Annotated in this window: 22 protein-coding genes and 1 pseudogene; 12 read left to right on the plus strand and 11 right to left on the minus strand. The window is 73.1% G+C overall.

Going from position 1 to position 25,585, the window contains the following annotated elements:
• Positions 1–72: 72 nt before the first annotated feature.
• The 3 genes from KJS59_RS26460 to KJS59_RS26470 all read left to right on the plus strand — a co-directional run bounded on the left by KJS59_RS26460 (position 73) and on the right by KJS59_RS26470 (position 3,615).
• The gene (locus tag KJS59_RS26460) at positions 73–1,611 is read left to right on the plus strand and encodes an aminopeptidase P family protein (RefSeq protein WP_213455872.1); all 1,539 of its coding nucleotides are present in this window, start codon (positions 73–75) and stop codon (positions 1,609–1,611) included.
• A gap of 97 nt (positions 1,612–1,708) precedes the next feature.
• On the plus strand, positions 1,709–1,960 hold the full coding sequence (locus KJS59_RS26465; RefSeq protein WP_213455874.1) for a hypothetical protein: 252 nt from the start codon (positions 1,709–1,711) through the stop codon (positions 1,958–1,960).
• Positions 1,961–2,217: 257 nt separating this feature from the next.
• Positions 2,218–3,615 (plus strand): stress response protein, encoded by a 1,398-nt coding sequence (locus tag KJS59_RS26470; protein ID WP_213455877.1) that lies wholly within the window; start codon positions 2,218–2,220, stop codon positions 3,613–3,615.
• Between the two features lie 181 nt (positions 3,616–3,796).
• On the opposite strand, the gene KJS59_RS26475 is transcribed toward KJS59_RS26470, so the two are convergent.
• On the minus strand, positions 3,797–4,219 hold the full coding sequence (locus tag KJS59_RS26475) for a CBS domain-containing protein (protein WP_213455878.1): 423 nt from the start codon (positions 4,217–4,219) through the stop codon (positions 3,797–3,799).
• Positions 4,220–4,599: 380 nt separating this feature from the next.
• Between KJS59_RS26475 and KJS59_RS26480 the strand changes: the two genes are divergently transcribed.
• Positions 4,600–6,675, plus strand: coding sequence for a glycosyltransferase family 4 protein (locus KJS59_RS26480; RefSeq protein WP_213455880.1), 2,076 nt, complete (start codon positions 4,600–4,602; stop codon positions 6,673–6,675).
• On the opposite strand, the gene KJS59_RS26485 is transcribed toward KJS59_RS26480, so the two are convergent.
• Positions 6,632–7,015 carry a VOC family protein gene (locus tag KJS59_RS26485; protein WP_213455882.1) on the minus strand — a complete coding sequence of 128 codons (384 nt, stop codon included), beginning with the start codon at positions 7,013–7,015 and terminating at the stop codon, positions 6,632–6,634. The genes KJS59_RS26480 and KJS59_RS26485 overlap by 44 nt on opposite strands.
• Positions 7,016–7,154: 139 nt before the next feature.
• Here KJS59_RS26485 and KJS59_RS26490 point away from each other — a divergent pair, with 139 nt between their 5' ends.
• Positions 7,155–9,977, plus strand: coding sequence for an aconitate hydratase (locus KJS59_RS26490; RefSeq protein ID WP_249714922.1), 2,823 nt, complete (start codon positions 7,155–7,157; stop codon positions 9,975–9,977).
• Here the strand turns inward: KJS59_RS26490 and KJS59_RS26495 are convergent, their stop codons facing one another.
• A complete protein-coding gene (locus KJS59_RS26495; protein WP_249714923.1) occupies positions 9,978–10,748 on the minus strand; it encodes a helix-turn-helix domain-containing protein in 771 nt (256 codons plus the stop codon).
• 76 nt (positions 10,749–10,824) lie between these two features.
• Here KJS59_RS26495 and KJS59_RS26500 point away from each other — a divergent pair, with 76 nt between their 5' ends.
• Positions 10,825–11,187 (plus strand): nuclear transport factor 2 family protein, encoded by a 363-nt coding sequence (locus KJS59_RS26500; protein WP_213455886.1) that lies wholly within the window; start codon positions 10,825–10,827, stop codon positions 11,185–11,187.
• Positions 11,188–11,211: 24 nt separating this feature from the next.
• Positions 11,212–11,457 (plus strand): DUF2630 family protein, encoded by a 246-nt coding sequence (locus KJS59_RS26505; RefSeq protein ID WP_213455888.1) that lies wholly within the window; start codon positions 11,212–11,214, stop codon positions 11,455–11,457.
• An 84-nt stretch (positions 11,458–11,541) separates the two neighbouring features.
• Here the strand turns inward: KJS59_RS26505 and KJS59_RS26510 are convergent, their stop codons facing one another.
• The 3 genes and pseudogenes from KJS59_RS26510 to KJS59_RS26520 form a co-directional block, all read right to left on the minus strand.
• Complete coding sequence (locus KJS59_RS26510; RefSeq protein WP_249714925.1) at positions 11,542–12,507, minus strand: serine protein kinase RIO; 966 nt, start codon at positions 12,505–12,507, stop codon at positions 11,542–11,544.
• Between the two features lie 289 nt (positions 12,508–12,796).
• Positions 12,797–13,438, minus strand: a pseudogene (locus tag KJS59_RS26515) (HAD family hydrolase); the annotation flags it as partial.
• Between the two features lie 98 nt (positions 13,439–13,536).
• Entirely contained in the window at positions 13,537–14,388 is an 852-nt protein-coding gene (locus KJS59_RS26520) for a carbon-nitrogen hydrolase family protein (RefSeq protein WP_213455892.1), read from the minus strand.
• Positions 14,389–14,477: 89 nt separating this feature from the next.
• On the opposite strand from KJS59_RS26520, the gene KJS59_RS26525 reads away from it, so the two are divergent.
• The 3 genes from KJS59_RS26525 to mug all read left to right on the plus strand — a co-directional run bounded on the left by KJS59_RS26525 (position 14,478) and on the right by mug (position 16,756).
• Positions 14,478–15,050 (plus strand): TetR/AcrR family transcriptional regulator, encoded by a 573-nt coding sequence (locus KJS59_RS26525; RefSeq protein WP_213455894.1) that lies wholly within the window; start codon positions 14,478–14,480, stop codon positions 15,048–15,050.
• Positions 15,051–15,410: 360 nt separating this feature from the next.
• Positions 15,411–16,169 carry an SDR family oxidoreductase gene (locus KJS59_RS26530; RefSeq protein ID WP_213455896.1) on the plus strand — a complete coding sequence of 253 codons (759 nt, stop codon included), beginning with the start codon at positions 15,411–15,413 and terminating at the stop codon, positions 16,167–16,169.
• Between the two features lie 47 nt (positions 16,170–16,216).
• Positions 16,217–16,756, plus strand: coding sequence for a G/U mismatch-specific DNA glycosylase (mug, locus tag KJS59_RS26535; protein ID WP_213455898.1), 540 nt, complete (start codon positions 16,217–16,219; stop codon positions 16,754–16,756).
• 367 nt (positions 16,757–17,123) lie between these two features.
• Here mug and KJS59_RS26540 read toward each other — a convergent pair whose 3' ends face one another.
• From KJS59_RS26540 to KJS59_RS26560, 5 genes are all read right to left on the minus strand, one after another.
• A complete protein-coding gene (locus KJS59_RS26540; RefSeq protein WP_213455921.1) occupies positions 17,124–19,085 on the minus strand; it encodes an ABC transporter ATP-binding protein in 1,962 nt (653 codons plus the stop codon).
• A gap of 130 nt (positions 19,086–19,215) precedes the next feature.
• Positions 19,216–19,980, minus strand: a complete 765-nt coding sequence (locus tag KJS59_RS26545) for an enoyl-CoA hydratase/isomerase family protein (protein ID WP_213455901.1) — start codon at positions 19,978–19,980, stop codon at positions 19,216–19,218.
• A gap of 31 nt (positions 19,981–20,011) precedes the next feature.
• On the minus strand, positions 20,012–20,236 hold the full coding sequence (locus tag KJS59_RS26550; protein ID WP_213455903.1) for a helix-turn-helix domain-containing protein: 225 nt from the start codon (positions 20,234–20,236) through the stop codon (positions 20,012–20,014).
• A 676-nt stretch (positions 20,237–20,912) separates the two neighbouring features.
• Positions 20,913–22,523 (minus strand): ABC-F family ATP-binding cassette domain-containing protein, encoded by a 1,611-nt coding sequence (locus tag KJS59_RS26555; protein WP_213455905.1) that lies wholly within the window; start codon positions 22,521–22,523, stop codon positions 20,913–20,915.
• A gap of 292 nt (positions 22,524–22,815) precedes the next feature.
• The gene (locus KJS59_RS26560) at positions 22,816–23,466 is read right to left on the minus strand and encodes an acVLRF1 family peptidyl-tRNA hydrolase (RefSeq protein WP_283775897.1); all 651 of its coding nucleotides are present in this window, start codon (positions 23,464–23,466) and stop codon (positions 22,816–22,818) included.
• Between the two features lie 23 nt (positions 23,467–23,489).
• Here KJS59_RS26560 and KJS59_RS26565 point away from each other — a divergent pair, with 23 nt between their 5' ends.
• Both KJS59_RS26565 and KJS59_RS26570 read left to right on the plus strand, forming a co-directional pair.
• Complete coding sequence (locus KJS59_RS26565; protein WP_213455907.1) at positions 23,490–24,179, plus strand: DNA alkylation repair protein; 690 nt, start codon at positions 23,490–23,492, stop codon at positions 24,177–24,179.
• Between the two features lie 201 nt (positions 24,180–24,380).
• On the plus strand, positions 24,381–25,493 hold the full coding sequence (locus KJS59_RS26570; protein WP_213455909.1) for a GDSL-type esterase/lipase family protein: 1,113 nt from the start codon (positions 24,381–24,383) through the stop codon (positions 25,491–25,493).
• The last annotated feature ends 92 nt before the right edge of the window (positions 25,494–25,585 follow it).

Consider the following 25,585-nt stretch of genomic DNA (forward strand, 5'->3'; position numbering starts at 1 on the left):
CGCGGTACGGTGCGAGGAGGGTCGCTACCGCGGCCCCAACTGGCGGCCGCCACCAGCGGGAGGAGCGGGCACATGAACGACGAGCAGGGCATCCGGGATACGGTGGCGGCCGGGGGTGGCGAGCAGCCGCGGGAAGCGACGGCGGTGGTGCCGGAGGTGTCGGAGAACGCCCAGGGCGACGGCACCGAGGCGCACGACCCCGACTTCCCGGAGAAATTCCTGGTGCTCATGCGCACCGGCTGGCGGGAGGACCCGCTGGCGGTGACCCCGCGGGACGAGGCGCCGCACTACAGCAAGCGCCGCGCCGCCCTGTCCGCCGCGTTCCCCGGTGAGACCATCGTGATCCCCACCGGCGGGGAGAAGGTCCGGGCGAACGACACCGATTTCCCGTTCCGCCCCGGCAGCGACTTCGCCTACCTGGTCGGCGACCACGACCCGGACAGCGTGCTGGTGCTGCGACCGAACGGCGGCGGCCACGACGCCATCCTCTACGCGCGCCCGCGCTCGTCTCGCGAGACGGACGAGTTCTTCCGCAGCCGGCACGGCGAACTGTGGGTCGGCCGCCGGCACACGCTCGCGGAGAAGTCCACCGAACTGGGCATCGAGACGGCGGACCTGCGCGAGTTGGAGTCCGCCCTGAACGACTGCGCGCCGGGGCGCACCCGGGTCCTGCGCGGCCTGGACTCCACGGTGGACAAGGCGGTCCGCCCGGCGGACGGCGACGGCGGGCGGGACCGCGAACTGGCCGCCGCGATCGCCGAGGCGAAGCTGGTCAAGGACGAGTGGGAGATCGCCCAGCTCCAGGACGCGATCGACGCCACGGTGCGCGGCTTCGAGGACGTGGCCCGCATCCTGCCGGCCGACCGGCCGGTGGCCGAGCGCCTGATCGAGGGCGTGTTCGGGCTGCGCGCCCGGCACGACGGCAACGAGGTCGGGTACAGCTCGATCGTCGGCGCCGGCCGGCACGCGACGATCCTGCACTGGATCCGCAACGACGGGCACACCGCGCCGGGCGAGTTGCTGCTGATGGACATGGGCGTGGAGAACCGTCACCTCTACACCGCCGACGTGACCCGCACGATCCCGGTCTCCGGCACGTACACCCCGCTGCAGCGGCAGGTCTACGACATCGTGTACGCCGCGCAGCAGGCCGGCATCGACTTCATCCGGCCCGGCGTGAAGTACATGGACATCCACGAGACCTGCATGCGGGTGCTCGCCGAGGGCCTGGCCGACCTGGGCGTGCTGCCGGTCAGCGTGGAGGAGGCGATGGCCAAGGAGTCCACGGTGTACCGCCGGTGGAGCCTGCACAGCTTCGGCCACATGCTCGGCATCGACGTGCACGACTGCGCGCGGGCCCGCAAGGAGATGTACCGGGACGGCACGGTCGCCGAGGGGTACGTGCTCACCGTCGAGCCGGGCCTGTACTTCCAGCCGGAGGACGACCTGGTCCCCGAGGAACTGCGCGGGATCGGCGTGCGCATCGAGGACGACGTGCTGGTCACCTCGTCCGGCGCGGTGAACCTGTCCGCCGGCCTGCCCCGCCGCTCCGACGAGGTGGAGGTCTGGCTTGCCGCCCAGCGCGAGGCCGGCCCCCGCCTCCCCGGCTGAAGCGGGTCAGCGCCGGGCGGCGACCCGGCCGCCCGCCGGTGTGACGGACCGGCCGTTTCGGCCACGGCACGCCCCCACCTGCGGTTAGCGTCGTTGCGTGGCCGAAGGCTTGCTCCCTGGCGATGTCGTGGCGGTGCGGGTGCTGGAGCGGCACCCGTGGGGGCTTGACGTTGCCGTGGCGCAGCGGTCCGAGCAGATCGGCTTCGTCGAACCCAACATGATCGGCGACGGGCACCTGGCCGGGGTGGAGGAGTTCCCTCCCCCCGGCCGGGTGCTCGACGCGACGTACCTGGGCGACACCGAGCAGGGCCTGCTGCGGTTCAGCCTGAACCCGGCCGACCGCCCGTAGCCCGCAGGCGCCAGCATGTCGCGCCGCACCTGATCGCCCATCGATGGGCCAAGGTCTCGCACAGCCGCTTTCAGACGTGCCCTATCTTGCGCGACGTCAGCTGGCGATCACCGGATACGCCGGCCTCTGTGGACAGACGAGCGGCGGCCTCAGCCACACGGGCAGTAAATGTCGAGCGGTCGGGCACATGAACAACACGTTATCCGCAGGCGTCTCGATGTAGCTTCCTGGCAACTCACGCTCACAAGGAGTCAGTGGTGACGGAAGAAACTTGGCTCGCCGCACGCCTCATCCCGACCTCGGGCATCAACGGAGCGGAGGAGCAGGAACGCCGAGCTACATCCGCCCTGCTCGCCGTTATGAGCTCGGTCCGGGAGTTCGGCCGGGCCTTGCTTCAACCTCTCGGTGCGCCCGCGGGCCAGGTCCGCACCTACATCGAGGTGCCGTTCAAGCTCGACGACAAGCAGGCGATCCCGGACGGCCTGATCCGCGTGAGCCGGGGGCAGCGCGAGTGGACGGCGCTCGTGGAGGTGAAGACCGGCGGCAACGAACTGCAGGCCGAGCAACTCGACCGCTATCTCGACATCGTCCGTGAGCAGGGCTTCGATGCGCTGATCACTATTTCGAACGAGATCCCGGCGGTGCCCGGACAGCACCCGACGCGGGTGGACAAGCGAAAGCTCAAGAAGATCGCGCTGTACCACCTGCCATGGACGGAGATCCTCACCGCGGCGGTGATGCAGAAGGAGTACCGGGGTGTGGCCGACCCGGACCAGGCGTGGATTCTCGGCGAACTGATCCGCTACCTCGAACATCCGAAGTCAGGTGCGCTGGAGTTCGGCGACATGGGGCGTGCCTGGGTTCCCGTGCGTGAAGCGGTATCGGCGGGCACGATCCGGGCCAACGACCCGACCGTCAACGAGGTCGCCGGGCGGTTTGACGCGTTACTGCGCTACTCCTGCCTACGCTTGGGGCGCCGGCTCGGCACGGAGGTTGTGCCGGCGCTGACCCGCCGCGACCTGGCCGAGCCAGCGGCGCGAACCCAGGCGCTGGCCACCCAACTGGCGACCGCTGGCGTGATGACGGGCGGACTCAAGATCGTCGGTGCCGTGGGACCGCTCTACGTGACGGCGGATCTGAGGGCGGGGCAGATCATCTGCCACGTCGACGTGGAGGCGCCCCGCGAGGGCCGCCCGACAACCCGGGTCAACTGGCTTCTTCGCCAACTCAGGGCCGCCCCCGAGACCCTCCGCCTGGAGGCGTTCATCATGCACGGGCGCGGCGCCGGCGCAGCTGACCTGCTACGCAACGTCCGTGAGGACCCCAACTTGCTCATCGCGGATCCGCGAAGGGAACTGCGGTCCTTCCGGGTCGCGCAGTCCGTTGTGGCCGGAACCAAGCGGGGGACGGGCCGGGGCAGCTTCATCGACTCGCTGCTTGATGCGGTCGACGACTTCTACGAGCAGGTCGTCCAGGTTCTCAAGCCGTGGATGCCCGCGCCGCCCCGGCTGCGTGTCCCTGAGGACTTCGTTCCGGCGCAGCCCGATATGGACCCAGACCTCAGCTCGACCGCCATTTCCTCGCAGGATGGCCCCGAGCCGGCGCCCCGTCCAGCGGCGCACAACGCACCTTCGCCACCCGCACCGGCAACCTGACCCACTGACGCTTGTTCATCGCGGCCGGGAACCGGGTCGATGATCCGGTCCCGGTGCGGTGCGCTCACACACGGGGGCCGGGGCACATTCGTCATCCGCTCCTGCCGAGAAGACTGCGGCGAGGAATCGCTGGCAACGGGATCGGTCGGGGCAGTGACTCCGGCCCATCTGCCCGCCGGCGCTAGTTGTTCGGTTCGTCGGCGCTGATGTCGGCGAGCACCGCGTCGGTGTCGTCCTCGATGACCAGCGACAGGTCGCCGATGGACACGATGCCGATGAGGCGGCCGTTGTCGATGACCGGCAGCCGGCGCACCGAGTATTCGCGCATCAGGTCCGTCGCGGTGGTGACGTCCTCGTCGGCGGCGACGCCGACGACGCCGCGGGTGACGATCTGGTCGAGGGTGGCGGACTCCGGGTGCAGGTCCTCGGCGATGCCGCGGACCGTGATGTCGCGGTCGGTCACGATCCCGAGCACCTGGTCGTCCATGGTGACGATGACGTCACCGACGCCGGCGTCGCGCATCTGCTGGGCCGCGGCCACCAGGGTGTCGCTGGCGTCCATGGTCAGCGGCTCGGCCGTCATCACCTCGCGCACGGTGGGCATGGCTGGCTCCTCATGGGTTGGGTTGGGCATGTCATACCCAGGCCCACCAGCGGAAAACAGCCGGCCATGCGCACCGGAAACCTCGGCCGTCAGGCGCGCGGTATGCCGACGCGGATGCGGGGCCGCGGGGGTGGAGAACGAGAAGCGGTACGAGTCCGCGGGCACCGTGGCGGGTACGCGTAGCAAGCGGCGCTGGCGGGCACTTCTTCGGTCGTCTGCGCCGTACCGTACCGACCAAAGAAATCGGCCAATATGTCCAGCTCAGTTGCCGTTCCCATGGGAGGCGTCGGCTCCGCCCGGGGCGCCGGCGAACCCTGGCGCCCCGCACGGCGCCGCCGCGGTGCCCCGGCCCGCGCGCCAGCACGCGTCCCGGGGGTCCGATGAAGATCCTGTTTCTGATCGGCGACGCGTTCGGCATCGGCGGGACCATCCGCACCACGTTCAACCTGGCGCGGGCGCTGGCCGCGCGGCACGAGGTCGAGATCGTCTCGATGTTCCGGCGGCGGGACGTGCCGCACCTGGCGCTGGACCCGGCGGTGCGGCTGATGTCGCTGGTGGAGGTGCGGGAGAACCATCCCGACTTCGCCCGGGACGATCCGCGGCGGGGCCGCCCGCCGCGGGTGTTCCCGCCGGGCGAGTTCCGGCGGCGGGACTACGACCTGCTGGTGGAGCGGCGGGCGGAGGCGTACCTGCGGGGCAGCGACGCGGATGTGGTGATCGCGACCCGGGCGGGGCTGATCGCGTTCGTGGCGCGCTTCGCGCCGGACCGGATGATCCGGATCGGGCAGGAGCACCTGACCCGGGCGATCAACCCGCCGTCGCTGCGGCTGGCGATGGCGCGGCACTACCAGCGGCTGGACGCGTTCGTGACGGTGTCGGCGGCGGACGCCGAGGACTACCGGCGGCATTTGCGGCTGCGCCGCACCCGGCTGCTGTTCATCCCGAACTCGGTTCCCGCGCCGCCGCTGGCGCCGTCCGACGGGCGCCAGGAGCTGATCGTGGCCGCCGGGCGGCTGGTCCGCAGCAAGCGGTACGACGTGCTGATCCGCGCGTTCGCGAAGGTGGTGGCGGAGCGGCCGCGGTGGCGGCTGCGGCTGTACGGCGCGGGCGAGCAGAGCGCCGACCTGCGGGCGCTGGTCCAGGAGTTGGGGCTGTACAACTCCGTCCTGCTGATGGGGCCGCACCAGGCGATGGAGTCGGAGTGGGCGAAGGGGTCGATCGCGGCGGTGACCTCGGACAAGGAGCCGTTCGGGATGACCCTGGTGGAGGCGATGCGCTGCGGCACGCCGGTGGTCAGCACCGACGCGCCGCACGGGCCGGCCGAGATCCTGTCGGACGGGGTGGACGGCCGGCTGGTGCCGCCGGAGGACGTGGACGCGGTCGCCGGCGCGCTGCTGGAGCTGATCAACGACCCGGCGGGGCGGTCCCGGATGGCGGCGGCGGCGCTGCGCACCGGCGAGCGGTACGACCCGGCGGCGGTCGCGGACCGGTATGAACGCCTGTTCGGCGAGTTGGCCGAGGCGAAGGGTGCGCGCGCCCGCACCGGCGCGGGCCGGATGGCGCTCGCGGTGGCGCCGATGCTCGGCGTGTTCGCGACCCTGCGCGGCACGGCGGGGGCGCTGCGCCGGCGCGAACCGGGGGCGCGGGTGGGCTTCGCCCGGCGCCCTGACGAGCGGATGGTGTTCGGGCCGGCACCGCAGGGCGGCCTGCTCACCGCGGACTGCGCGATGTCCGCCACCGACACGGTCGTGCTGCGCCTGCCCGCGGGGGTCACCGGGCGGATCGTCTGCGTCGACGGCGCTGTCGAGCACGCGGTGGACGCCGCGCCCGAGACCCCGCTCACGCTTCCCGACGGCACCTGGCTGGTCTTCCACGACGGGTCCGGTCACAAACCGGGGGGCGGCGGGGGGCGGGAGCCGGTGCTGGCCGGCGTCCGGGACACGCGCCCGCTGTTGGACCAGCCGGGCGACCGGGTGGCGGTCGCGCTCCCCCACCGGCGCAAGGACGCGCAACTCGCCATCCGGGTCTGGCGGCGGGCCCGGCACGCCGAGGTGGGCGACGTGCAGGTGTCGGACGGCTCGGTCACCGTGACCGGCCGGCTGATCGGCACCGATCTGGGCGGCGCGCCCGCGGTGGTGCTGCGCGCCCGGGAGGAGCCGGCGGTCACCCGGCGGGTACCGGCGCGGGCCACCGGCGGTGCGGGGTTCACCGCCGAGATCCGGTATGGGCCGCTGGTCGAGCGCCGGTGGGTCGCACACGACGCCTGGGACGCGTTCCTCGCCACCCCGGCGGGCGAGGTCCGCCTGGCCCGGCTGCTCGACGACGTCTTCGACAAGAAGGCCGCCTACGCGTATCCGGCGACGCCGGTCGGGGCGGCGCGGGTCCGGCCGTACTACACGGACGGCAACGGGTTCAGCCTGCTGGTGTCGGGTCCGGTGCCGGGTCCGTCGGGGTGAGGAATTCCAGCCGGTTGCCGTGCAGGTCCTCGCTGTGGAACCGGCGCATGCCGGGCAGTTCGTCGTTGTTCCAGGTCACCGGGTAGCCGGCGGCGGTCAGCCGGGCGGCCAGGCCGTCCAGGTCCGGCCAGAGCAGGCCCGGGTGCGCCTTGCGGGCCGGGCGGAAGGCGTCCTCCACGCCGAGGTGCAGTTCGATGCCGTGCCCGGTGAACCAGGCGCCGCCGCGGGCGGCGAGGGCGGGGGGCTTGGGCTTCTCGGTGAGGCCGAGCACGCCGACGTAGAACTCGCGCAGCGCGGGCTCGCTCCCGCGCGGGCAGGCGATCTGCACATGGTGGATCATGCCCTCAGCGTTCCAGGGCTTGCGCGGAATAGCAAGACGGACGTACGGTTTAGTACCGGTAAGCCTCGCCTTACCGGGCCATCGATACGGTGCGTGCGCGAAACTGCATGACACGGACAGGACTGCGAAGGAGCACGACGTGGCAAGCCTCGACAGCTTCGGTGCGAAGAGCCAGTTGCGCGTCACCGACCCCCACGGGGGAGACGCCAGCTACGACATCTACCGGATCGACGCGGTGGCCGGCCATGAACGCCTGCCCTACAGCCTGAAGATCCTGCTGGAGAACCTGCTGCGCACCGAGGACGGCGCGAACATCACCCAGGAGCACATCCGCGCGCTCGGCGGGTGGGACCCGGACGCCGAACCCAGCGTGGAAATCCAGTTCACCCCCGCGCGGGTGCTGATGCAGGACTTCACCGGCGTGCCCTGCGTCGTCGACCTCGCCACGATGCGGGAGGCCGTCCGGGACCTGGGCGGCGACCCGACCAAGGTGAACCCGCTCGCCCCCGCCGAACTGGTCATCGACCACTCCGTCATCGCCGACGTGTTCGGCCGGGCCGACGCGTTCGAGCGCAACGTGGAACTCGAGTACCGGCGCAACCGCGAGCGGTACCAGTTCCTGCGCTGGGGGCAGAGCGCGTTCAACGAGTTCAAGGTGGTCCCGCCGGGCACCGGCATCGTCCACCAGGTCAACATCGAGTACCTGGCCCGCACCGTGTTCGCCCGGGGCGGCGTCGCCTACCCGGACACCGTGGTCGGCACCGACTCGCACACCACGATGGTCAATGGCCTGGGCGTGCTGGGCTGGGGCGTCGGCGGCATCGAGGCCGAGGCGGCGATGCTGGGCCAGCCGGTCAGCATGCTGATCCCGCGCGTGGTGGGCTTCAAGCTCTCCGGCGAGCTGCCCGAGGGCACCACCGCCACCGACCTGGTGCTGACCATCACCGAGATGCTGCGCAAGCATGGCGTGGTCGGCAAGTTCGTCGAGTTCTACGGCCCGGGCGTGGCCGCCGTGCCGCTGGCCAACCGGGCCACCATCGGCAACATGTCCCCCGAGTACGGCTCCACCTGCGCGATCTTCCCGATCGACGAGGAGACCGTGCGGTACCTGCGCCTCACCGGCCGCCCGGCGGACCAGGTCGCGCTCGTCGAGGCGTACGCGAAGGAGCAGGGCCTCTGGCACGACCCGGCCGCGGAGCCGGCGTTCTCCGAGCGGCTGGAACTGGACCTGTCCACCGTGGAGCCGTCGCTGGCCGGCCCGAAGCGCCCGCAGGACCGGGTGCCGCTGGGCAACGCCAAGACGCTGTTCCGCGGCGCGCTGACCGACTACGTGGCCGCCGACCAGCCCAGCGACGAGGGCCTGGCCACCCAGGTGGACGAGTCGGTCGCCGAGACGTTCCCGGCCAGCGACCCGCCGGCGTACGGCGCCGGGGAGAACGGCGAGGGGGCCGCCCGCGACCTCGAGTCCGCCGCCGCCGGGGCGGGCGGGCGGGCGTCCAACCCGATCAAGGTGACCAGCGAGGGCGTCGAGTACGAACTGGACCACGGCGCCGTGGTGATCGCGGCGATCACGTCCTGCACCAACACCTCCAACCCGCAGGTGATGGTCGGCGCCGCGCTGCTGGCGAAGAAGGCCGTGGAGCGCGGCCTGTCCCGCAAGCCGTGGGTCAAGACCACGCTCGCGCCCGGGTCCAAGGTGGTCATGGACTACTACCACCGGGCCGGCCTCACCCCGTACCTGGAGAAGCTCGGCTTCAACCTGGTCGGCTACGGCTGCACCACCTGCATCGGCAACTCGGGCCCGCTGCCGGAGGAGATCTCGGCGGCGGTGAACGAGGCCGACCTGGCGGTGGTCTCGGTGCTCTCCGGCAACCGCAACTTCGAGGGCCGGATCAACCCGGACGTGAAGATGAACTACCTCGCGTCCCCGCCGCTGGTGGTGGCGTACGCGCTGACCGGCACGATGGACATCGACCTGGTCAACGAGCCGCTGGGCGAGGACCAGAACGGCGAGCCGGTCTACCTGCGGGACATCTGGCCGACCGGCATCGAGATCGAGGACGTCATCGCCAGCGCGGTCGCGTCGGAGATGTTCAGCCGGGACTACGCCGACGTGTTCGCCGGCGACGAGCAGTGGCAGGGCCTGCCCACCCCGACCGGCGACACCTTCGCCTGGCAGGACGACTCCACGTACGTGCGCAAGCCCCCGTACTTCGAGGGCATGACGGCCGACCCGCGCCCGGTCGAGGACATCGCCGGCGCCCGGGTACTGGCCAAGCTGGGCGACTCGGTCACCACCGACCACATCTCGCCCGCCGGCTCGATCAAGGCGGACTCGCCCGCCGGCCGGTACCTCAGCGGGCACGGCGTCGAGCGGCGCGACTTCAACTCGTACGGGTCGCGGCGGGGCAACCACGAGGTGATGATCCGGGGCACGTTCGCGAACATCCGCCTGCGCAACCAGATCGCCCCCGGCACCGAGGGCGGCTTCACCCGGGACTTCACCCGGGACGACGCCCCGGTGACGACGATCTACGACGCGGCCCAGAGCTACGCCGCCGCCGGCACCCCGCTGGTGATCCTGGCCGGCAAGGAGTACGGCTCCGGGTCGTCCCGGGACTGGGCTGCCAAGGGCACCATGCTGCTCGGCGTCCGGGCGGTCATCGCCGAGTCGTACGAGCGGATCCACCGCTCCAACCTGATCGGCATGGGCGTACTGCCGTTGCAGTACCCCGCCGACAGCACCGCGGAGTCGCTCGGGCTGACCGGCGAGGAGACGTTCACGATCATCGGGGCGACGGCGCTGAACGAGGGGCACACCCCGCGCACGGTGCGGGTCAGCACCGACACGGGGGTGGAGTTCGAGGCGGTGGTCCGCATCGACACGCCCGGCGAGGCCGACTACTACCGGCACGGCGGCATCCTGCAGTACGTGCTCCGCAAGATGCTGGCGGCCGGGTAGCTACCGGCCCCGCAGCACCTGCGCGGTCGCCGCGTCGGCCGGGAAGAACGACTCGATGAGCAGCTCCGAGACGGTCACGTCGAGCGGCGTGCCGAAGGTGGCGAGGGTGCTCACGAAGGCGAGTTCCCGGCCGTCGTGCCCGATCCGCAACGGCACCGCGAACTGGCCCGGGCCCGGCGTCTCCACGTCGGGTTCGGGCCGGTCGCACGGGTAGGCCCGCAGCTCGTCGTACAGCCGCGCCAGGTCGCCGTCCCCGGTCGCGGCGACCTGGCGGGCGAGGCCGCGCAGCAGGTGCGCCCGCCACTCGCCCAGGTTCGCGATCCGCGGCGCCATCCCCTCCGGGTGCAGCGTCAGCCGCAACGCGTTCACCGGCGGCTCCAGCAGGTGCGGCTTCGCGCCCGCCAGGAACATCTCACAGGCCGCGTTGCTGTCGACGATGTTCCACAGCCGGTCCACCACCAGCGCCGGGTACGGCTCGTGGCCGGCCAGCACCTGCCGCATCGCCGCCGTCACGGCCGCCATGGGCGGGGCGTCCAGCGCCGACTCCGGGAACGCCGGCGCGTAGCCGGACGCCACGAGCAGCACGTTGCGCTCCCGCAGCGGCACGTCCAGCCGTTCCGCCAGGTGCAGCAGCATCTCCCGGCTCGGGGTCGCCCGCCCGGTCTCCAGAAAGCTCAGGTGCCGCGTCGAGACCCCCGCCCGGTTCGCCAGTTGCAGCTGGGTCAACCGCCGGCGCACCCGCCAGTCCCGCAGCATCTCCCCCACCGGCATGGGCCCACGGTACCCGCGCACCCGTTACCCGCCAGGTAATCGACGGCATGACCGGTCCGCCGGCACGCTGGGCCGCATGAACGCCAACGAGATCGTCGACCGCTACCTCGACGCCTGGAACGAGACCGACCCCGACAAGCGCGCCGCGGCCGTGGCCCGGACCTGGACCGCGGACGCCACCTACACCGACCCGCTGGCGGCGGTGGCCGGCCACGACGGCATCGCCGCCGTGATCGCCGGCGCCCGGGAGATGTTCCCCGGCCTCCGGTTCACCCTCGCCGGGCCGGTGGACGCCCACCACGACGTGGTCCGCTTCACCTGGCACCTGGCGCCGGAGGGCGGCACCGAACCGGTCGCCGTCGGCTTCGACGTCGCGGTCCTGGCCGAGGACGGGCGCATCCGCGCGGTCCACGGCTTCCTCGACAAGGTCCCCGCCTGACGCCAGCCGTGCGAGGGTGGGGACATGGATGAGAAGCCGGTCCTGCACCGCATCACGGAACTGGTCGAGGAGGAGCACCGCCTGCGGGCCCAGGTCCAGGCCGGGGCGCTGTCGGCGGCCGAGGAGCAGCAGCGCCTGCGGGAGGTGGAGGAGTCGCTGGACCAGTGCTGGGACCTGCTGCGCCAGCGCCGGGCGGCGCGCGACGCCGGGGCGGACGAGGGCAACGCCCACGTCCGGGACCGCGAGCAGGTCGAGCGGTACCTCCAGTAGCCCTCCCCGGGCGGGGATCGGGGCGGGGGTAGCGGGGCGAGGGCGCCGGGCGGCGTGCCCGGCGCCGGCCCCCCGTCCCGGCGCTCACCGGAGGCCCGCCTCCTCCCGCAACAGGGCGGTGAGGGCGTCCCGGTTCGCCCACGGCGCCCCGGGTGGCAGCCCGTGTGCGGTGAACCAGGTGCTCACGTTGCGCACGTCCCGGGCGAGGAAGTCCGCGCCCTGGGGGTTGGCGACCACGTCCACGATCTGCGGCAGGTCGATGAGCACGAGCCGGCCACGGTGCACCAGCAGGTTGTACGCGGACAGGTCGCCGTGGGCGAGCCCCGAGCGGGCCAGCACCACCATCGCGTCGACCAGTTGCGTCCACAGGTCGGCCAGGTCGGCCGGGTCGGGGCGCAGTTGCGCCAGGCGCGGTGCGCCCTGGCCGGTCTCCGGGTCGCCGATGAACTCCAGCATCACTTCCGTCCCGCTGAGCTGAACCGGGTACGGCACGGTGATGGGGGCGGGAGCGTCGATGCCGGCCTGCGCGGTGGCGGCGGCGTGTTCCGCGTTGATCTGGAAGAGCCGGGCCAGCGCGCCGAACTCGGCCGCCGCCCACTGCCCGGCGATGACCTGCCGGCCGAACGCGGTGCGCCCGGCCATCGCCCGGTTCTCGCGGGAGCGGCGCATCCGGCGCCCCTCCAGGTAGCCGGCGTCGCGGTGGAACAGGCGGTGCTCGCCGTCCCGGTAGCGCTTGGCCGCGAGCAGGCACTCCCGGTCCGTGCCGGGCACGGCGCGCCGGACCAGGTGTACGTCCGCCTCCTTGCCGGTCTTGAGCACGCCCAGTTCGGTGTCGACGGCGGCCAGGTCGGTGACCAGCCAGTCGGGGTGCGGTTCGGGGCCGTGCACGGCACCGTCCCAGGTGGACCACCGGTCCCCCTCGGGGGGCGGGTCGGTGTCGGCGTTGGTGTCGAAGGCGGCGGCGCGGGGGCCGCGCTTGGCCTGGTACGGCGCGTCTTCGAAGCTCAGGTCGTCGGTGTCGGGGCCGCGGCGGCGGCGGGCGGATGGCACGGTGGGAACTCCCGGGTCGAAAGGAAGGAGGACAGGCGGAAGCGCCGGACAATCACGGCCATGTCTCCTCCTTCCTTCCGTCGGGCACGCGGCCCGAGCCATCACGTCGCGGGGACTGTCCCACCCCGGCCCGGGCGGGCGCAACGCATTTACGCCGAGGGGTTCAGGTGCGCCAGCGATCCGGGGGCGGCGCGGCGCGCTGCGGCACCCGGGACCGTGGATGCTGCTGGGGCGGATGCTGCTGGGGCGGTGGAGGCTGGGGCCGGCGCGGGGGCGGGGCGGTGGACTCGGCATCCAGCACGGCGGCGACGGCCTCGATCAGGCCGTCGGCGGTGCGGGTGGGGGCGTACCGGTTCTCCAGCCAGGGGCGGCCGCGGTGCAGCCACACGCTGGGCAGCCCCATCGCGGCGGCGCCGCCGATGTCGGCCTCCGGGCTGTCCCCCACCACCCAGGCGCCCAGCAGGCGCATCCGCACCTTCTGCGCCGCCATCGCGAAGATCCGCGGGTTCGGCTTGCTGACGCCGGCCTCCTCCGAGATCACCCAGTCCGCCACGTACCGGTCCAGGCCGGTGCGGCGGATCTTCGCGTCCTGCTGCCGCACGGCGCCGTTGGTCACCAGCACCGGAATCCAGCCGGCGTCGTCGGCGATCCGCAGCGCGCACGCGACCAGCGGGTCCAGCCGGGTGTTGGCGACCACGCCCTCGTGCAGCGCGTCCACGATGTCGATCGACGGGACCCGCAGCCGGTACCGGTCGCGCAGCGCGTCGGCCACGTCCCACCGGTCGGTGAGCCCGTCCGCGTCGACCGAGAGCAGCCAGTCGAGATCCTCGGGCGGTGCACCGATGCCGGCCAGGAAGTCCCGCGCCCAGGCCCGGAATGCCCCGGCACGGTCCAGCACCGTGTTGTCGAGATCGAGGAGCAACAGGGGCACGCCGGCACCCTACGTGACATCGACCGCCCAACAACAGTCCCTGCGGCATCCGCGAAACGCTGTCTGACCAGTCAGTAATCTCCGCGGCCCGGAACGGCTCAGGCAACCAGGGCCCGACGGGGCCCGCCCTGGCCCGGCAGGCGGTCGGTGAGCATGGTGTGCGCGGTGCGGACCCGGTCCAGTTCCGCGGGGAGCAACCGCGCGGTGACCACGGCGGATCCGCTGTCCGCCGCCCGCGCCAGTGGCCGCCCCTCGGGGTCGTAGACGGCGGCGCCGCCGTTGAAGCGCCACGGCTGCGCACCGTCCACATTGTTCGCGAAGGCGACGTACATCGTGTTGTCCAGCGCCCGCGCCGCGTAGTAGAGGTCCCGGCGGTGCTCCGAGCCGGCCAGGTACCCGCTGGGGCACAGGTACCCGTGCACCGAGTCCTCGGCCGCCGCCCGGCCGTGCTCGGGGAAGCAGCCGTCATAGCAGACACCCAACCCGAACCGCCAACCGTCCACGGTGAGCGTGCTGCCCGCCGCGCCGGGAGTGAACAGTGAGTTCTCGTCCGGCCCCCACAGGTGCTGCTTGTCGTAACCGACGGTGACGCCGCCCGCACGATCCACGATCAGCGCGGAGCAGGTGCGCCGCCCGTCCGGGTGGCGGACCGCGGCGCCGACCACGGCCACGACGCCGCCGGCCCGCGCGGCCGCGGACAGTGGCGCGAGGCGGGGGTCCGCGACCGTGCCGTCCGCGGCGGCGTGCACGTCGGTCGCCGGGTCGGCCAGCGCCGGCGGGTGGTACGCGGGCAGGAACAGTTCCGGCAGGACGGCGACCCGCGCGACCCGGCCCGCCGCCTCGGCGACGAGGGCGGCCGCGGCGGCGGCGTTGCCGGCGACGTCCCCCGGTACCGGCTCGGCCTGGACGGCGGCGACGGTGATCGGGGCTGGGGGCAGCGGCGCGGGCATGGGATCATCGTGCCACCCGTCCGGCTGGACGATGCAACAAGCCGTACGTACGGATTGCATCGCGGCCCCCGACCTGTCACGATCGGGCCGTGCCGAGGGTGAGTCAGGAGCAACTCGACGCCCGCCGACGGGAGATCCTCGGCGCGGCCCGTTCGTGCTTTGCCCGACACGGGTACGAGGGCGCCACGGTGCGCCGGCTGGAGGAGGCGACCGGGCTGTCCCGGGGCGCCATCTTCCACCACTTCCGGGACAAGGACTCCCTGTTCCTCGCGGTCGCCGAGGACGACGCCGCCGCGATGGCCGAGACCGTCGCCCGCAACGGCCTGGTCCAGGTCATGCGGGACCTGCTGGAGCGGGCCGCCGCCCCGGACACCGCCGGCTGGCTCGGCTCGCAACTGGAGGTGTCCCGCCGGCTGCGCACCGACCCCGAGTTCGCCAAGCGGTGGGCGCAGCGCTCCGCCGCCATCGCGGAGGCCACCCGGGAGCGGCTGCACCGGCAGCGCGAGGCCGGCGTGCTGCGCGGCGACGTCCCGCTCGACGTGCTCACCCAGTTCCTCGAACTCGCCTACGACGGCCTGGTCCTGCACCTGGCGATGGGGCGCCCGGCGGACGACCTGGGCCCCGTCCTCGACCTGGTCGAGGAGGCGGTCCGCCGCCGCTGACCGACGGCTTAGCCGCGCCTCGCACACTGGTGACCCATCCGCGGCGTGGCGAGAGGAGCCGCCAACCGCGGCGGCGGTCAGAGGACCGTCTTGCGGGCCGTGTCGCGAGCGCGGGCGGTGTGCGGCATGCGGGAGCGGACCGGACAGCAGGCGGCGTACCCGGTCGAAGGTGCTCGAACTGTGCGAGGCCAGCCACTCCTCGTCGGCCTCGACCCGCCACTCGGCTGCCACGGCACTCACCTCCGCCGCCGGAAGCGCCGCACGGCTGGTGGCCGCCCGCACGCCCAGCAATTCTGACCGTACGGCCTGGAGCGCTCCGTCGCGAGCGTCGGCAACCGGCAACATGGCAGGATCGTCGGCATGGATCTCGGACTGAGCGGTCGTGTCTACGTGCTCACCGGCGCCTCCCGCGGCTTGGGCTTCGCCACCGCGCAGGGCCTGGTCGCGGACGGCGCGAAGGTGGTCATCTCGTCCCGCGACCCGGAGCGGGTCGCCGCGGCCGTCGAGCGCCTCGGCGCCGGCAACGCCGCCGGGGTGGCCGCCGACCTGGCCGACCCCGACGCTCCCCAACGCCTCATCGACGAGGCGACCGGCCGCTTCGGCCGGCTGGACGGCGCGCTGCTCTCGGTCGGCGGACCGCCTCCGGGCACCGCCGGCCGGGTCACCGACGAGCAGTGGCGGTCCGCGTTCGAGAGCGTCTTCCTCGGCGCCGTCCGGGCGGCCCGCACCGTCGCCGGGGCGCTGGGGTCCGGCGGCGCGATCGGCCTGGTCCTGTCCACGTCGGCCCGGATGCCCATACCCAACCTGGGGATCTCGAACGGCCTGCGCCCGGGCCTGGTGGGCGTCGCGAAGGACATGAGCGACGAGTACGGCCCCCGGGGTATCCGCGTGTTCAGCCTGCTTCCCGGCCGCATCTTCACCGACCGCAACCGTGAGCTGTTCGCCGCCACCGGCGACGCCGAACGCGCCCAGGCCGAGGCCGAAGCCGCCGTGCCCCTGGGTCGCCTCGGCGAGCCCGCCGAGTTCGGCCGCGTCGCCGCCTTCCTGCTCTCCCCCGCCGCCAGCTACCTGACCGGCCTGACGGTACCGGTCGACGGCGGCGCCCTCCGCGCCCTGTGACCCCGGCCCGCCGCACGCCCAGCCCGGCGGGCGGGGTCGCCGGATGGGTGCGTCCCTCGAAGGCGGAACTGCTCGCCGCGGCCGGCAAGACCCTCCCGGACGTGATCGCGCCCGGCCTGGCCGTCCTGTTCAGCGGCATCAACCCCGGCCTGTACTCGGCGGCCGTCGGCCGCCACTTCGCCCGCCCCGGCAACCGTTTCTGGCCCACCCTGCACGCCAGCGGCTTCACCGGCCGGCTGCTGCATCCGTCCGAACAGGATGATCTGCTCCGCTACGGGCTCGGCGTCACCAACGTCGCCGCCCGCGCCACGGCCCGCGCCGACGAACTGACCGACGCCGAACTGGTCGCCGGCGGCGCGACGCTCGCCGCGAAGCTGCGCCGGTACCGCCCGGCGTGGCTGGCGGTGCTGGGCGTCACCGCCTACCGCATCGCCTTCGACCGCCCCGGGGCGCGCGTCGGCCGCCAGCCGGACGTGATCGGCGGGGTGCCGGTCTGGGTCCTGCCCAACCCGAGCGGGCTGAACGCCCACTTCCAGCTCGCCGACCTGGCCGCCGAGTTCGCCCGCCTCCGCGAGGCGACCGGCTGAGCGGCAGATGCGCCGGACGGTACGGGATCCCGAACCTCTGGTGGCTGGACGCGTACACCCCTGGCCGCCGGGCGGGACATCCCGGCCGGCTCGGAGTTCACCAACGACTACGTGACGAGCGCGGGCATCGCCGGGTTCACGATGGAGTGCCGGTGCGGCTCGGCGGTGTGCCGGCAAGGCCACCGGCGAGGACTGGCGCCGCCCGGAACTGCGCACCCGCTACGGCCCACACTGGGTACCGGCGTCGCTGCGCCGGCACCGGCGGGCGCCCGACCCGGCAGGCGCCGCAGACCGGCAGGCGCCGCAGACCGGCGGGGCCGGCCAGGCCCCACCGACCCGGGAGAATGCGTCGGGCGGTCGGCTCCCGCTACGCGGTGGCGTCGAGTTCGGGGGTGCGGGCCGGGACGACGACCGGCTCGACGTCGGCGGCACCCTCGGCGTACGGGGTGGGCGAGTCCGCGACGGCGAACTGGGTGCGGTACAGCTCGGCGTACAGGCCGCCCGCGGCGACCAGGTCCTCGTGGCGGCCGCGCTCGACGACCCGCCCCCCGTCCAGAACCAGGATCAGGTCGGCGTCCCGGACCGTGGAGAGCCGGTGGGCGATGACCAGCGCGGTGCGCCCGGCGAGCGCCACGGCGAGGGCGCGCTGCACGGCGGCCTCGGACTCGGAGTCGAGGTGGGCGGTGGCCTCGTCCAGGATCACGATCGACGGCGCCTTGAGCAGCAGGCGGGCGATCGCGAGTCGCTGCTTCTCGCCGCCGGAGAACCGGTAGCCCCGCTCCCCGACCATCGTCTCCAGCCCGTCCGGGAGGCTGCGGACCAGGTCGGCCACCTGGGCGCCCACCAGCGCCGCCCACAGTTCCTCGTCGGTGGCGTCGGGCCGGGCGTAGCGCAGATTCTCCGCGATGGTCTCGTGGAACAGGTGCGCGTCCTGGGTGACCACGCCGATGGTGTCCCGCAGGGACTGGAGGGTCGCGTCGCGCACGTCCACGTCGCCGACCAGCACCGAGCCGTCGGTGACGTCGTACACCCGGGAGACCAGCATCGAGGTGGTGGACTTGCCGGCGCCGGACGGCCCGACGAGGGCCACCATCTGCCCCGGCTCGACGGCGAACGAGACGCCCCGCAGCACCGGCTCGCTGACCGTGCGGTCCAGCACGGCGACGTCCTCCAGGGAGGCGAGCGAGACCTCGGCGGCGCTCGGGTAGCGGAAGCGCACGTCCCGGAACTCCACCCTGGCGGCGCCGGCCGGCACCGGCACCGCGTCGGGCCGGTCCGCGATCGGGGGCGTGAGGTCGAGCACCTCGAAGACGCGGTCGAACGAGACCATCGCGCTCATCACGTCCACCCGGACGTTGGACAGCGCGGTGAGCGGCCCGTACAGGCGGGTCAGCAGCAGGGCCAGGGTGACCACCGTGCCGGCCGAGACCGAGCCCTGGACCGCGAGCCAGCCGCCGAGCCCGTAGGTGAGCGCCTGGGCGAGCGAGGCGACCAGCAGCATCGCCACGAAGAACGTGCGCGAGTACATGGCCTGCTGGATGCCGATGTCCCGGACCCGGCGGGCCCGCTGCTCGAACCGCCGCGCCTCGGCGGTCGGCTGGCCGAACAGCTTCACCAGCAGCGCGCCGGCCACCCCGAAGCGCTCGGTCATGGTGGCGTTCATCTTCGCGTCGAGCTGGTACGCCTCGCGGGTGATCTCGGCGAGCCGGCGCCCGACCCGGCGGGCGGGCAGGATGAACGCGGGCAGCAGGAACAGCGACAGGCCGGTGATCTGCCACGACAGCGTGAACATCACGGCGGCCGTGAGCACCAGCTGGATGACGTTGCTGACCACGCCGGACAGCGTCGAGGTGAACGCCCGCTGGGCGCCCATGACGTCGTTGTTGAGCCGGCTGACCAGGGCGCCGGTCTGGGTGCGGGTGAAGAACTGCAGCGGCATCCGCTGGACGTGGTCGTACACCCGGGTACGCAGGTCCAGGATGATGCCCTCGCCGATCCGGGCGGAGTACCAGCGCTGGGCCAGCGACAGCAGCGCGTCGGCGACGGCCAGCCCGGCGATGACCAGCGCCAGCTGCACGACGACCGTGCCGGCGCTCGGGCCGCCCTTGGTGATCGCGTTGACCACGCGGCCGGCGAGCACCGGGGTGGCGACGCCGATCACCGCATCGAAGATGACCGTGACGAGGAACACGGTGATGTCCCGGGCGTACGGGCGGGCGAACGCGGCGATCCGCCGGGCGACCCCGCGCCGGACGCGGTGCCCACCGAGCTCGTCCCTGTTCCGCAGCGAGCGGAGCATGCTCCAGCTCGGCATTCCCCCGCCGCCCATGGGATACGTCACCGGCCACCACCATCCTCACCGTCGCCGACAAGTCTCACCGACGGCTACGACAACTTTTCCGGCAACCGATTTCTTCCCCCGCGGCTACTCGCCGCCGCCACGGGCCCCGCCGGCGCGGCTACTCGCCGGCGCCGAACAGGTCGCTCAGGCGGCGGGTCTGCGCCTCCCGCTCGGCGCGGTCCTGCTCGGCGTACGAGCGGCCGGCGGCGCCGGCGAGCAGCGCCTTGATCTCGACGACCGCGTCCCGCGCCCCGGCGAGCAGGGCGGCGACCAGGTCGGCGGTGGCGGTCTCCAGCTCCGCCCGGGGCACCACGACGGTGGCGAGGCCGAGCCGCTCCGCCTCGGCCGCGCCGACGCGCCGCGCGGTCGCGCACAGTTCCAGCGCGCGGGCGTACCCGACCAGTTCGGTCAGCCGCTTGGTGCCGCCGAGGTCCGGTACCTGCCCGAGGGTGACCTCCGCCATGGCGAACTGGGCGTCGTCGGCCAGCACGCGCAGGTCGCAGTTGAGGGCGAGTTGGAAGCCGGCGCCGATGGCGTGCCCCTGCACCGCCGCCACGGTGATCAGGTCGGGACGCCGCAGCCAGGTGAACGCCTCCTGGTAGCCGGCGATCCGCTCCGCGCACTCCCGCGCCGGCAGTCGCGCCAGGGTGGCCAGGTCGCCGTTACCGGCGCCCTTGGCCACCGCCAGGTCAATCCCCGCCGAAAAGCTCCTGCCGGCGCCGCGCACGATCACAACGCGGATATCACCCGGCAGGCTGGTGCCGATCTCTCGCAGCGCGGACCACATCGCTGGGGTCTGCGCGTTGAGAACCTCCGGCCGATCGAGCGTGATGGTCGCGACCGGACCGTCCCGGTTAACGGTCAGACCGTTTGGCACCGTCATCGGGCGCCCGACCGGAATACGGCCCGGATGCTCACGCCTTCTTCCGCCGCCGCGCACCGCCGCGCTGCCGCAATTGAACTCCGGATTCGGTCAACACCCGGTGGATAAAGCCGTAAGAACGGCCGGTGGAGGTCGCCAGCGCCCTAATGCTCTCACCGGAGGTGTACCGCTTTACCAGGTCTTTTGCGAGCGTCTGCCGTTCGGCACCGACGATCCGGCGACCCTTCTCAGTGCTGGTTGTGCCGGTGGCTGCCATGCTGATTCCTCACGTCCCAGACTGTGCGGTTCGAGTTGCGGTCCTACCTATTAGACCGCCTCGGTCGATCATGCGCCAGATACCATCTGTACGCCAACCGACACGCATGCGGCTGTCGGCTACCCGACGCTCAAACATGAACCCCATCGATGGGTATCGGCGGCAGCCGGGCCGGTTCGACCGGGCGTCGACCGGCGTGAGCAGCGCGATCGACATTGAGGAAGATCGCCGGCAGCGGCCGAACCCGTTGGTGTGGTTGGCTTTCCCGCTCGCCGGGCTGGCCCCGACCGCCCTGCCGGTGGGCGGCGGCGCCCGGCCCGCGACGGGTGCCGGCGCCCTCCGGGCCGCTATTGAATCCACATCGGACCGATCAGCGCGCACGCTTCGGTGGTCGCCGTGACCGTCCCGCTCGTCGCCCACCGGTGGCTGGAATCCTTACCCTGACGGGTGAACGGAACCGGTCCCATGCCACGACGCTGGCGTGATCGTTCGCTCCGGCCATGGTGGACGGGCGCGGGGCGCGGCGCGGGCGGCCTGTCCACTCGCGACACCATTGCCGGGATTGAAAATGCACCCGGAAAGTTCCTGCCACCCATTCGGCACGCGCGGCCGGCGCTCAACCCGTTCACCGGACTGGGCGTGCTGCCGCCCCGGTGGACAAGGCGGCGGGCGGGGGTCAGGCGAGTTCGACCAGTTCCAGGAGGTCGTCGCTCCAGGCGTCCTCGTCGCCATCGGGGAGCAGGATGGCGCGGTCCGGCTTGAGGGCCTGCACGGCGCCGGCGTCGTGGGTCACCAGCACGATGGCGCCCGGGTAGCGGGCGATGGCGTCCAAAACCTGCTCCCGGCTGACCGGGTCCAGGTTGTTGGTGGGCTCGTCCAGCAGCAGCACGTTGGCGCCGGAGACCACCAGGCTGGCCAGGGCCAGGCGGGTCTTCTCGCCGCCGGACAGGACGCCGGCCGGCTTGCTCACGTCGTCGCCGGAGAACAGGAACGCACCGAGGATCTTGCGTAGGTCGGTGTCCGTGGCGCCGGAGCCGGCCTGCGAGGCGGCGCTGCGCATGTGCTCCAGGACGGTGCGGTCGACGTCCAGGGTCTCGTGCTCCTGGGCGTAGTACCCGAGCCGCAGGCCGTGGCCGGGGCGCACCTCGCCGGTGTCCGGGGCGAGCAGGCCGGCGAGGATCCGCAGCAGGGTGGTCTTGCCGGCGCCGTTCAGGCCGAGGATCGCCACCCGGGAGCCGCGGTCGACGGCCATGTCGACGTCCACGAAGATCTCCAGCGAACCGTACGACTTGCTGAGGCCGGCGGCGGTCAGCGGGGTCTTGCCGCACGGTGCCGGGGTAGGCAACTTGACCTTGGCAACCTTGTCGGCGGCGCGGTCCTCCTCCAGGCCGGCGAGCAGCCGCTCGGCCCGGCGGGCCATGTTCTGCGCCGCCACGGTCTTGGTCGCTTTGGCGCGCATCTTGTCCGCCTGGGCCATCAGCGCCCCGGCCTTCTTCTCGGCGTTGGCCCGCTCCCGGCGCCGGCGCCGCTCGTCGGTCTCCCGCTGCTCCAGGTACGCGCTCCAGCCCAGGTTGTAGATGTCGATGACGGAGCGGTTCGCGTCCAGGTACCAGACCTTGTTGACGACCGCGTCGAGCAGCGACACGTCGTGGCTGATGACGATGAGGCCGCCCTTGTGGCCGGAGAGGAAGCCGCGCAGCCAGGTGATCGAATCGCCGTCGAGGTGGTTGGTGGGCTCGTCGAGCAGGAGCGTGCCGGCCTCGCCGGCGTCGGCGAACAGGATCCGGGCCAGCTCGATGCGGCGCCGCTGGCCGCCGGAGAGGGTGCCGATGGACTGGGCGAGCACCCGGTCGGGCAGGCCGAGGTTGGCGCAGATGCGGGCCGCCTCGGCCTCCGCCGCGTACCCGCCGAGCGCCGCGAACTGGTCCTCCAGGGTGCCGTACCGGCGCACCAGGCGGTCGTCGGCGGACTCGGCCAGCCGGACCTCAAGCTTCTTCATGTCGGCGAGCAGGGTGTCCAGGCCGCGGGCGGAGAGCACCCGGTCCCGGGCGGTGACGCTCAGGTCGCCGGTGCGCGGGTCCTGCGGGAGGTAGCCGACCGGGCCGCGCCGCTCGACCTGGCCGGCGTAGGGCAGGCCCTCACCGGCGAGCACCTTGAGGGTGGTGGTCTTGCCGGCGCCGTTGCGCCCGACCAGGCCGATGCGGTCGCCGGGCTGAACCCGCAGCGCCGTGTCGGCGAGCAGGATACGGGCGCCCGCGCGCAGTTCCAGGCCGGTTCCGGTGATCATGTCGTGGGGCTCACTCTCGGATGTCAAAGGCTGACTACGGGCACAATGAAGACCCGGCCGGACTACTTCCGGTCGGGTCGGGGCGGTCAGCCTTCGCAGAGAAGCACGGGCACCATACTACCGGGCCGCCCGCCGCCGCCCCCACCCGATTACCGATCAAGATCAACGGGTACCGCTGGCGCAGCCCGGCCCGCCGCCCGAGCCGGCCGAGGACGGGTGCGTGCCGGCCGGCGCGCGATGGGTGGTGGCCAGGAGGCATGCGACGCCTTCGGCGACGCCGGCCAGGAACTTCTCAGACCACGGGCTCCCGGACACGGATCGGCACCTGGCGGGTCAGGGCGGCCGCCTTCTGGAGCACCGCCAACCTGGGGTCGGGCACGTCGAGGAAGCGCTCCGCCCGCAGCGGCTCCAGCGGGGCGAGCCGGCGATCGGCCAGGACCGCCGCCACGGCGCGCCGGTCGCCGCCGGTCACCAGGGCCGCGAGCCGGTCGCGCTCGGGCAGCAGCAGCCGGGCCGCGATGTCGGCCGCCGAGCCCGCCGCCGCCTGCGCCTGGTTGCCCCGCCGCCGGGCGAAGCGCTGCTGCGACCACCCGCCCGCGGCGGTCCGGCTCTGCACGTACGAGCTGTCGACCTTGTGGGTCAGCAGGTCGGTGCCGTGCGCCACGCCGACCGCGACGGCGGCGCGCCGGGCCAGCAGCAGGCCGACGCGGCGCGGGACCAGGGCCGCGGCGACGAAGCCGGCGACGTCACCGGCCGCCGGTACGCCGGGCGGCGGGTGGCACTCGGCGACCGCCCCGTCGGGGGCCGTCAGGAGCAGCGCGGCGCCGTCGACGGTCGCGGCCGGCTCGCCGTGCCGGTCGGCGAAGCCGGCGAACCAGCGGGTCAGGCGCTCCGGGTCCACGCTGACCCAGCGCCCTCCCCCGGCCGCCGGTCGACTCGTCACCCCCGCACCCTACGGTGGTCACCATGCCACTCGCCGAGGAGATCCTGAATCGGCTCACCAGCACCTACGCGGCCGCCCAGGACCCGGCCCGGGCCACGGCGATGACCGCCTACATGCGGGAGCAGTTCCCGTTCCTGGGCCTGCCCGCGCCGGCGCAGAGCAGGCTCTCCCGTGAGGTGCTGGCCGGGCTCCCCCGCCCGGACGAGGCGACGCTGGACGCCGTCGCGCGCGCCTGCTGGGCGCTGGCGGAGCGCGAGTACCAGTACTTCGCCTGCGGCCTGCTGCGCCGCCGCGTGAAGGTGTGCTCCCCCGGGTTCCTGGCCACCGCCCGGTACCTCGTGGAGAACCGCTCGTGGTGGGACACGGTCGACACGCTGGCGGCGCACGTCGTGGGCCCGCTCGTGCTGGCGCATCCGGAACTGGCCGCCGAGCTGGACCGGTGGATCGCCGACGAGAACCTGTGGCTGGTCCGCACCGCGATCCTGCACCAACTGACGGGCAAGGAGCGCACCGACGCCGACCGGCTGTTCGCGTACTGCACCGCCCGCGCCGGGCACCCGGACTTCTTCATCCGCAAGGCGATCGGCTGGGCGCTGCGCGAGTACGCCAAGACGGACCCCGCGGCGGTGCGCGCGTACGTGCGCGGCCAGCACGCCCGGCTCTCGCCGCTGTCGGTCCGCGAGGCACTCAAAAACATTGACATCCACCACTGAATATCCCTAGAGTTCGGCCCAGCGTGGGAGGCGCCGCGGGACCCCCGTGGCACGCCCGAGTGCCCGGTCTGCCACCCGAGCCCGACCGCCGGGGGCTAATCCGCCGCCGTCCGGTGGCCGCTGCCACCTCGTCACCCGGTCGGGTCCACGACGTGAACCGCCGCGCCCGGCGCGCCGGTTCCGGGCCGGAAGGAGACTCCCATGCACACACGCGCACGCGTGACCGCCCTGCTGGCCACCGCGCTGCTGACCGCCGTGGTCGCGGCGGGCTCGCTGCTGGTCGCCCACCCCGCGGTGTCCGCGGCGCCCGCGCCGACCCGCATCATGCCGCTCGGCGACTCGATCACCGGCTCGCCCGGCTGCTGGCGCGCCCTGCTGTGGAACCGGCTGCAGAGCGCCGGGTACACGAACGTGGACTTCGTCGGCACGCTCCCGCCCCAGGGCTGCGGCGTGCCGTACGACGGGGACAACGAGGGCCACGGCGGCATCCTCGCCACCACCATGGCCGACCAGAACCAGCTTCCGCCGTGGCTGTCCGCCACCCGGCCGGACATCGTGCTGATGCACCTGGGTACCAACGACGTGTGGAGCGGCCGCTCCACGGAGACGATCCTGGTGGCGTTCGGCAAGCTCGTCGACCAGATGCGGGCCAGCAACCCGAGCATCCGGATCCTGCTGGCCCAGATCATCCCGATGAACCCGAGCAGCTGCCCCGACTGCGGCAACCGCGTGGTAGCGCTGAACAACGCGATACCCGCATGGGCGGCGGCCAGGAGCACGGCCCAGTCGCCGATCGTCGTGGTGGACCAGTGGACCGGCTTCACCACGGCCACCGACACCGGCGACGGGGTACACCCGAACGCCGCCGGCGACCAGAAGATGTCGGACCAGTGGTTCCCCAAGCTCACCTCCGTGCTGACCGGGGCCACGCCGACGACCGGCCCGACCGGTGGACCCACCGCCACGCCCACCCGGACCCCGACCACGGCCCCGACCGGGCCGTCCGGCGGCTGCTCCGCCACGTACAAGGTCGTCGGGGAGTGGCAGGACGGCTTCCAGGGCGAGCTGACGATCCGGAACACCGGCTCCACCACCAGCACCGGCTGGACCGCCCGACTCGTGTTCCCCAATGGACAGACGATCCCGGGTGCCCCGTGGGGTGCGGTCGTGACGGCCCGCAACGGCTCGGACATCTCGCTGCGGAACGAGTCGTACAACGGCCGGTTGGGGCCCAACGCCACCGCCACGGCGGGCTTCCTCGGCGGTTGGAGCGGGACCAACGGCGCGCCGGCGGTCAGTTGCGCGCTGACCTGACCTCGACCCGTCCCACCGGCGGCGCCGGCCCACCCCCCGGGGCCGGCGCCGCCCCCATTGCACCGGGCGCCCCATTCACCGGGCGCTGTCGC

This window comes from Rhizomonospora bruguierae (assembly GCF_018397995.1).
In the GTDB taxonomy this organism is placed as follows: Bacteria; Actinomycetota; Actinomycetes; order Mycobacteriales; family Micromonosporaceae; genus Rhizomonospora; species Rhizomonospora bruguierae.